The 6,418-nt window shown below is 45.8% G+C and carries 7 protein-coding genes; 4 read left to right on the forward strand and 3 right to left on the reverse strand.

What is annotated here, in order from left to right:
* Positions 1-49 precede the first annotated feature (49 nt).
* The gene (locus ACQCV8_RS19370) at positions 50-1,072 is read left to right on the forward strand and encodes a LacI family DNA-binding transcriptional regulator (protein ID WP_426847103.1); all 1,023 of its coding nucleotides are present in this window, start codon (positions 50-52) and stop codon (positions 1,070-1,072) included.
* Positions 1,073-1,294: 222 nt separating this feature from the next.
* On the opposite strand, the gene yhfH is transcribed toward ACQCV8_RS19370, so the two are convergent.
* Complete coding sequence (yhfH, locus tag ACQCV8_RS19375) at positions 1,295-1,429, reverse strand: protein YhfH (protein WP_426847104.1); 135 nt, start codon at positions 1,427-1,429, stop codon at positions 1,295-1,297.
* A gap of 208 nt (positions 1,430-1,637) precedes the next feature.
* On the opposite strand from yhfH, the gene ACQCV8_RS19380 reads away from it, so the two are divergent.
* Both ACQCV8_RS19380 and ACQCV8_RS19385 read left to right on the forward strand, forming a co-directional pair.
* Positions 1,638-2,375 carry an MBL fold metallo-hydrolase gene (locus ACQCV8_RS19380; RefSeq protein WP_426847105.1) on the forward strand — a complete coding sequence of 246 codons (738 nt, stop codon included), beginning with the start codon at positions 1,638-1,640 and terminating at the stop codon, positions 2,373-2,375.
* Between the two features lie 21 nt (positions 2,376-2,396).
* Positions 2,397-3,386 carry a lipoate--protein ligase gene (locus ACQCV8_RS19385; RefSeq protein WP_426847111.1) on the forward strand — a complete coding sequence of 330 codons (990 nt, stop codon included), beginning with the start codon at positions 2,397-2,399 and terminating at the stop codon, positions 3,384-3,386.
* 26 nt (positions 3,387-3,412) lie between these two features.
* Here ACQCV8_RS19385 and ACQCV8_RS19390 read toward each other — a convergent pair whose 3' ends face one another.
* Positions 3,413-3,892: a hypothetical protein gene (locus ACQCV8_RS19390; protein ID WP_426847106.1), complete on the reverse strand. Its 480-nt coding sequence runs from the start codon at positions 3,890-3,892 to the stop codon at positions 3,413-3,415.
* Positions 3,855-4,448, reverse strand: coding sequence for a hypothetical protein (locus tag ACQCV8_RS19395; protein ID WP_426847107.1), 594 nt, complete (start codon positions 4,446-4,448; stop codon positions 3,855-3,857). The genes ACQCV8_RS19390 and ACQCV8_RS19395 overlap by 38 nt, the downstream gene beginning before the upstream one ends.
* A 106-nt stretch (positions 4,449-4,554) precedes the next feature.
* Between ACQCV8_RS19395 and ACQCV8_RS19400 the strand changes: the two genes are divergently transcribed.
* Positions 4,555-6,219 (forward strand): pyruvate oxidase, encoded by a 1,665-nt coding sequence (locus ACQCV8_RS19400; protein WP_426847108.1) that lies wholly within the window; start codon positions 4,555-4,557, stop codon positions 6,217-6,219.
* The last annotated feature ends 199 nt before the right edge of the window (positions 6,220-6,418 follow it).

A 6,418-nucleotide genomic window follows, 5' to 3' on the forward strand; every position in this document is an offset into this window, starting at 1 on the left:
CATATAATGGTAAATGTAAGCGCTTGCTTACAGGGGAGGCGTGGAAAAAATGGCAACGATAGAGGATGTGGCGAGAAGTGCCGGGCTGTCCCGGACTACTGTGTCCAGGGTGATTAATGACCACCCCTATGTATCTGCTTTGAAAAAAAGAAAAGTAATGGAAGCGATGGAGCAACTGGGCTATGTTCCAAATTCCGCTGCAAGAAGCCTTAGAAATCAGCGGACCGGTGTTATTGCTGTACTCATTCCAAGGGTGATGAACCCGTTTTTCAGCCAGCTGATCGAAACCCTTGAGCTTGCAGCATCTGAAAGCTTCTATCAGCTAATAATCTGCCAAACTCAATATTCAGCTCAAAAGGAATTAACCTATTTAAATTTGCTTAAAACAAGACAAGTAGATGGCGTCATTTTAACCTCTGCCGAAAATGACTGGGGCATTATAGAGGAATATCTGGATTATGGACCGGTTGTCTTATGCAATGAATTTGAGGAAAAAGCCAATGTCCCGATGATTTTTATGGATCAGAAGGAAGCGGGCTATAAAGCGACGAAGCATATGATTGAGCAGGGACACCGGAAAATTGCCTACTGCTGCGGCAGGTATCGGAGCAACGTTGCTGCTGCGCGGGAGGAAGGGTTCAAGCAGGCTTTATTTGAAGCAGGCCTGCCGTTCGATGAGTCCGATTCTTACCGGGAAGCAATCACTAGTGAAGACGGAAAGGATATTTTTCAAATGATCCGTCAAAGCCAGAACCGTCCAACGGCAATTTTTACAGGATCGGATGAAGTCGCAGCTGGAATTATTTCCGAGGCAGCCCGTTGCAATTGGAAGATCCCTAATGATCTCGCCGTCGCCGGATTTGATAATCAGGTTATCACAGAGCTTATGAATCCGAGGATCACGACAGTGGAACAGCCTGTTTGTGAAATGGCGCTGAAAACGATGGAAATCATGATGTCCAGAATCCGGATGAAGCAGTTTTCCGGAAAAGAAATGCATAAATTCTCTATGAAGCTGATTGTTCGTGAATCTACTAAACTACAGGCTGAACTGGCAAGGATTCCATACTAAAATGGACCTGCCGGCTCGGCTTTTTGTATGGGCGCCGATAGCAGTGATTGACCCAAACCCAATTCCGGCTAATCCTTGTAAGCTAGGCGATGCTAAAGCATGGTGCTCATTAATAAAACATGCTGATTGGAGCGGAATAGGTGAGACCCGCCCGCCTGAGCATAAGCGGACCAATCACCAGCAATTTTTACAGAAAAAAAAGAGCCACCCGGCTCTTTTTTATTATAAATCCTGAACGTTCATGCATGTGCTGCAGGTGTTGCCGTAGCACTCGTGCTGCTCTTCAATCTCTTTTCCGCATTCGGAGCATTTCTTCCCAGGTAAGTTTCTAAAAAATTCAGTTAATTTAACTAACATGTTATCCCCTCCATGTCGTTTTGATATATTTATTGTATTATAACAGTGGTGATTTAGTCAACACCTGTTTTGTAACAATATGATAAAGTATTCAAAATAAGCTTCACTCCCGTTTCCAGCATAACTCTTCTTTGCTTTCAGCTTGCGGTTCACTGGGTCTATTAGGTATATTGAACGGTAGAGAATTCTTTTTAAGGCGGTGCAGAGTGTGAAGCTGACGGTGATTGGACATTGGGGAGGCTTTCCTGGACCTGGAGAAGCTTCATCCGGCTATTTGTTTCAGAAGAACGGATATAATCTGCTTGTTGACTGTGGAAGTGCTGTGTTGTCCCATCTCCAGTCTTATGTGCAAATTAAGGATCTTCATGCCGTATTGATCTCTCATTATCACCATGATCATATAGCTGATATTGGACCGCTTCATTATGGCCGCCTTGTTTCCGGAATGGCAGAGGAAGGAGTGCCGCTTTTGCCGATTTATGGACATACTGGAGACAGTGAGGGATTTAACAGGCTTACCTACAAGAATGTTTCAAAAGGCATCTCATATGATCCCTTTCAACCCCTCAGGATAGGACCTTTTCAAATTGAATTTCTTAAAACCAATCATCCGGCAGAGTGCTACGCATTCCGGATTTCAGATGGAGAGTCGTCTGTGGTCTATACGGCAGACTCAAGCTATAAAAAAGAATTGATTCCATTTGCCAAGGAGGCCGATCTGCTCCTGACGGAATGCAATTTATATGCCGGCCAGGATGGCGGCGGGGCAGGTCATATGACCAGTCTTGACGCAGGGGCTATCGCAAAGCATGCCGGTGTGAAGGAATGCATTCTCACCCATCTCCCTCACTTCGGGAAGCATGAGGATTTGCTCACGCAAGCAAAAACTATATACGAAGGACCAATCAGGCTGGCCGCAAAAGGTTTAACCTGGTCAGTGAATTAAGGAGGAAGCAAGATGGCGCAAATGCTGTTTATCGACAACAATCATATTACAGACCCGAGGATGAACCTCGCTATCGAGGAGTACTGCCTCAAAAATCTCGATCCCGAGCAATCGTATCTTTTATTTTACATAAATGAGCCTTCTATTATTATCGGGAAAAATCAGAACACGATTGAGGAAATTAACACGAAATATGTTGAGGAACAAGGACTTCACGTAGTCAGAAGGCTCTCAGGCGGCGGAGCCGTTTATCATGATCTGGGGAACCTGAACTTCAGCTTTATCACGAAGGACGACGGGGACAGCTTCCACAATTTTAAGAAGTTTACGGAGCCTGTCATTGAGGCGCTTAAAAGGCTCGGTGTAAATGCTGAGCTCAGCGGAAGAAATGATATTCTGGCAGAAGGCCGCAAAATCTCAGGCAATGCCCAATTTACGACCAGGGGCAGAATGTTCAGCCATGGAACGCTTTTGTTTGATTCTGAGATGGAAAACGTAGTTTCAGCTCTCGTCGTAAAAAAAGACAAAATCGAATCAAAGGGAATCAAATCGATTCGCAGCCGTGTGGCGAACATCAGCGAATTCCTTGAGAAAGAAATAACAATCGAAGAATTTAGAACCATCCTGCTCAGCTATATATTTGACACTAATGGAGAAGTGCCCCAATATGTGCTTACTGACGAAGATTGGGACAACATAAGGAAGCTGTCAGAGGAACGGTATCAAAACTGGGACTGGAATTACGGAAAGTCTCCAAAATTCAACCTGCAGCATTCCCACCGTTTTCCTGTCGGGCAAATCGACATCCGGATGGAAGTAAGCAAGGGAACCATACATGAATGCAAAATTTTTGGTGACTTTTTCGGAGCGGGCGATGTTTCTGAAATTGAGGAGCTGCTTACCGGGGCTAGGTACGAAAAATCGGAACTGGAGAAACGGATGAGACCGGTGAACATCCAGCACTATTTTGGAAACATTACTAAAGAACAATTTATGGATTTGCTTTACTGAAAAACGGCCGTTTAGAGCGGCCGTTTTTATATATATGGGCTGGCATCCATAATCCGTTCCGCAGCTTCCATGAGCTTTGGCAGAAACTGAAGGATCATACTGGATCGTTCTTTAATATCAGTCTGCGAAGAAATGCCCAGGTCTGCAGCTGCTGAACGAAAAGCAGCCTCATATCTATTCTGAACTTCCGGTCTTGCATCTGCCTCCAGGATTTTCTGGCACCGGGCGAAGTTTGCCGTAATCCAAAACATGGCTTCTCTATGATAACCAGAGTCGATCAGATTCCGGCTTCCCTCTATGGCAATCGGCTTTGCAGCCCGGGTAATGTCCGAACTGAAAAAGAAGCGGGTCTTGGCAATCCCGGATGCCTCGTCAAATACAAGTTCAAGCTGATCGAGATGGTGTGCCGTTCTTTGAGGACTCATATCTTTGCAGCCAAGAAGGGTAATCAACTCTTCATACACCCCGTCAAAGATGAGAGGTTTGAAGTACTTTTCGCGCTGCAAGGTAGCGAAGCCTTACCGTCGGATTCTGAAGATCCGCAGTGAGAATCACGTGTGCACAAACCCCGCACGGAAAAAGCCATGCGGTTACTGCATCAGGCCATGAGGCTTCAGAATCTGCACAGATAAGCCCTGAAGTGATTCGGTCCATAGCATTTGAACACCTTTTCCGCACCTCTCCCCGTTCCGTGAATTTGGCAGAAACCGTTCTCTGAAGGCGGCGCAAATGGCCTGTTGGATCAGCTATAATCGTATCTGTTTTAAATCCATGGGCCAGATGATAGGAAGATAAAATGGTTTCAGCTGTTTTAAAAAGGTGCCAGGGAAGATAGGTTATTTCGAGAAGCACCCCCTTATAATAAAACTTTCCAAGCTTCGGACGCTCCGTTTTATCATCAGAGGCAACCATTACGTCTATATCAGAAAACTCAGGCAGCTCCTCCCAGTCATGCAGGGAAGCTGTTGACCCGGTAAAATAAGCCCCTTTAAACCATGGTTTTTCACCGGGATGCTGTTGAACCCAGTCTGCCGCTTTTCTTCTCGCTTCGCCAACTCTCATTCCCTTTCCCCCTTTTTGTTCTCTATTATACTTTCATAAGATTCAAAAACGGTTCAAAGGGTATGAAACAGGGAAGGCTTTGTCGAATCAGAAAGGGTGAAAAAAGATGGCAAGAACAGGGGAGATTTTGGCGGATATTCTGGAAAGGTGGGGAGTGGACCACCTTTACGGAATGCCTGGTGATTCCATTAACGAATTTGTAGAAGAACTTAGAAAAGCCAGAAACGAGCTCCGTTTTTATCAGGTAAGGCATGAGGAGGTCGGTGCGCTTGCAGCAGGGGCATACGCGAAGCTCACCGGAAAAATTGGTGTTTGCCTCTCCATAGCAGGACCGGGAGCGATTCATCTTCTGAACGGGCTCTACGATGCAAAGGCAGACGGTGCGCCCGTCTTAGTAATAGCAGGACAGGTACATAGCACTCAGATTGGAACAGATGCGTTCCAGGAAATAAACCTCGAGCGGATGTTTGATGATGCGGCTGTATTCAACAAGCGGGTTCAATCTCATGAACAGCTTCCGGACCTTTTGAATCAGGCAATCCGTACGGCATACGCTGAAAAGGGGCCTGCCGTATTGATTGTACCGGATGACTTGTTTGCTGAAAAAGCAGAATGGGATCAGCCCCTGACTTCGGATATCCTTGCGGAAACAACGGGGTTTCCTGACCAGAAGGATATGAAGCTCGCTGCCGAAATGATTGACAGGGCTAAGAAGCCGGTCATTCTCGCAGGAAAAGGAGCGCTCGGGGCTAAAGAAGAACTGGCCCTTTTTGCAGAAAAAATTGGTGCACCTGTTGCGGTATCGCTTCCCGGAAAAGGGGCAATTTCCGATACGCACCCGCTGTCTCTTGGACATATCGGTCAGATCGGGACAAAACAATCGTATTGGGCTATGCAGGAAACCGATCTGCTGATTATGATCGGGACTTCCTTTCCGTACAGAGAATTTCTTCCTGAAAAGGCGGATGCCATTCAAATTGACCTGGAAACAAAATTTATCGGAAAAAGGTATCCGGTCGCATGCGGTTTAAACGGCGATGCTAAAAAGGTTCTGGAATCCTTAATACCCTCCGTTTCCTATAAAAAAGACCGGAAATTCCTTGAAGACAGCAAGAAGCGCATCGAAAGCTGGAGAAAGGAAATCGAAAAGGATAAAGAGCTTGAGACGGACAAGCTCATGCCCCCCCAAGTAATGGCGGAGGTTCAGAAGGTGCTTGCTGATGACGCGATTCTGTCTGTGGATGTCGGGAATGTAACCGTTTGGGCAGCACGGTATTTGGACCTGGACCGTCAGAGTATGCTCCTGTCAAGCTGGCTCGCAACTATGGGCTGTGGGCTGCCGGGAGCGATTTCAGCAAAGGTGGCCGAGCCTGAAAAACAAGTATGGGCTTTATGCGGAGATGGCGGCTTTACCATGGTCATGCAGGATTTCGTTACAGCTGTGCGGTACAAGCTTCCATTTGTGACCGTCATTTTTAATAATCAAAAGCTTGGAATGATCCATTATGAACAGCAGCAGATGGGCCATATTGAGTACGGTACAGAGCTTGGGAGCATTGATTTTGCTGCATTCGCAGAAGCATGCGGAGGAATAGGTGTCCGTATTGAAAGCCGTGATGAAATGAGGATGGCTCTTAAACAGGCTTTACATGCAGACAGACCGGTAATTCTTGATGTGCAGATCCAAGAAGAACCGCCGCTTCCAGGAAACATTTCCTATGATCAAGCGATTCATTACAGATTTTCCGAACGGGAAAGCCCATTCCTTTAGGTGTGGGATGAAAGTGAGGTCGGATACGGAGTACCACTGAAAACCGTAAGGTTTGTGGTGCTTCAAGTATCTGAAATGTTTTGTTCTTTTTTTTATTGTCGCATTGAATCAGTTTTTAAATAAAACTGATACAATAAACCTATGAATGAATATAGAAGAACAAGTACAACCGTATCATTGCTCAACTATCATTTTGTCT

Source organism: Metabacillus sp. 84 (genome assembly GCF_050107715.1).
Taxonomy (GTDB): domain Bacteria; phylum Bacillota; class Bacilli; order Bacillales; family Bacillaceae; genus Metabacillus_B.

Bases quoted from the DNA above. Each gene is read 5' to 3' on its own strand.
- ACQCV8_RS19370 (WP_426847103.1), top strand. From the start codon at position 50: ATGGCAACGATAGAGGATGTGGCGAGAAGTGCCGGGCTGTCCCGGACT.
- yhfH (WP_426847104.1), bottom strand. From the start codon at position 1,429: ATGTTAGTTAAATTAACTGAATTTTTTAGAAACTTACCTGGGAAGAAA.
- ACQCV8_RS19385 (WP_426847111.1), top strand. From the start codon at position 2,397: ATGCTGTTTATCGACAACAATCATATTACAGACCCGAGGATGAACCTC.
- ACQCV8_RS19395 (WP_426847107.1), bottom strand. From the start codon at position 4,448: ATGAGAGTTGGCGAAGCGAGAAGAAAAGCGGCAGACTGGGTTCAACAG.
- ACQCV8_RS19400 (WP_426847108.1), top strand. From the start codon at position 4,555: ATGGCAAGAACAGGGGAGATTTTGGCGGATATTCTGGAAAGGTGGGGA.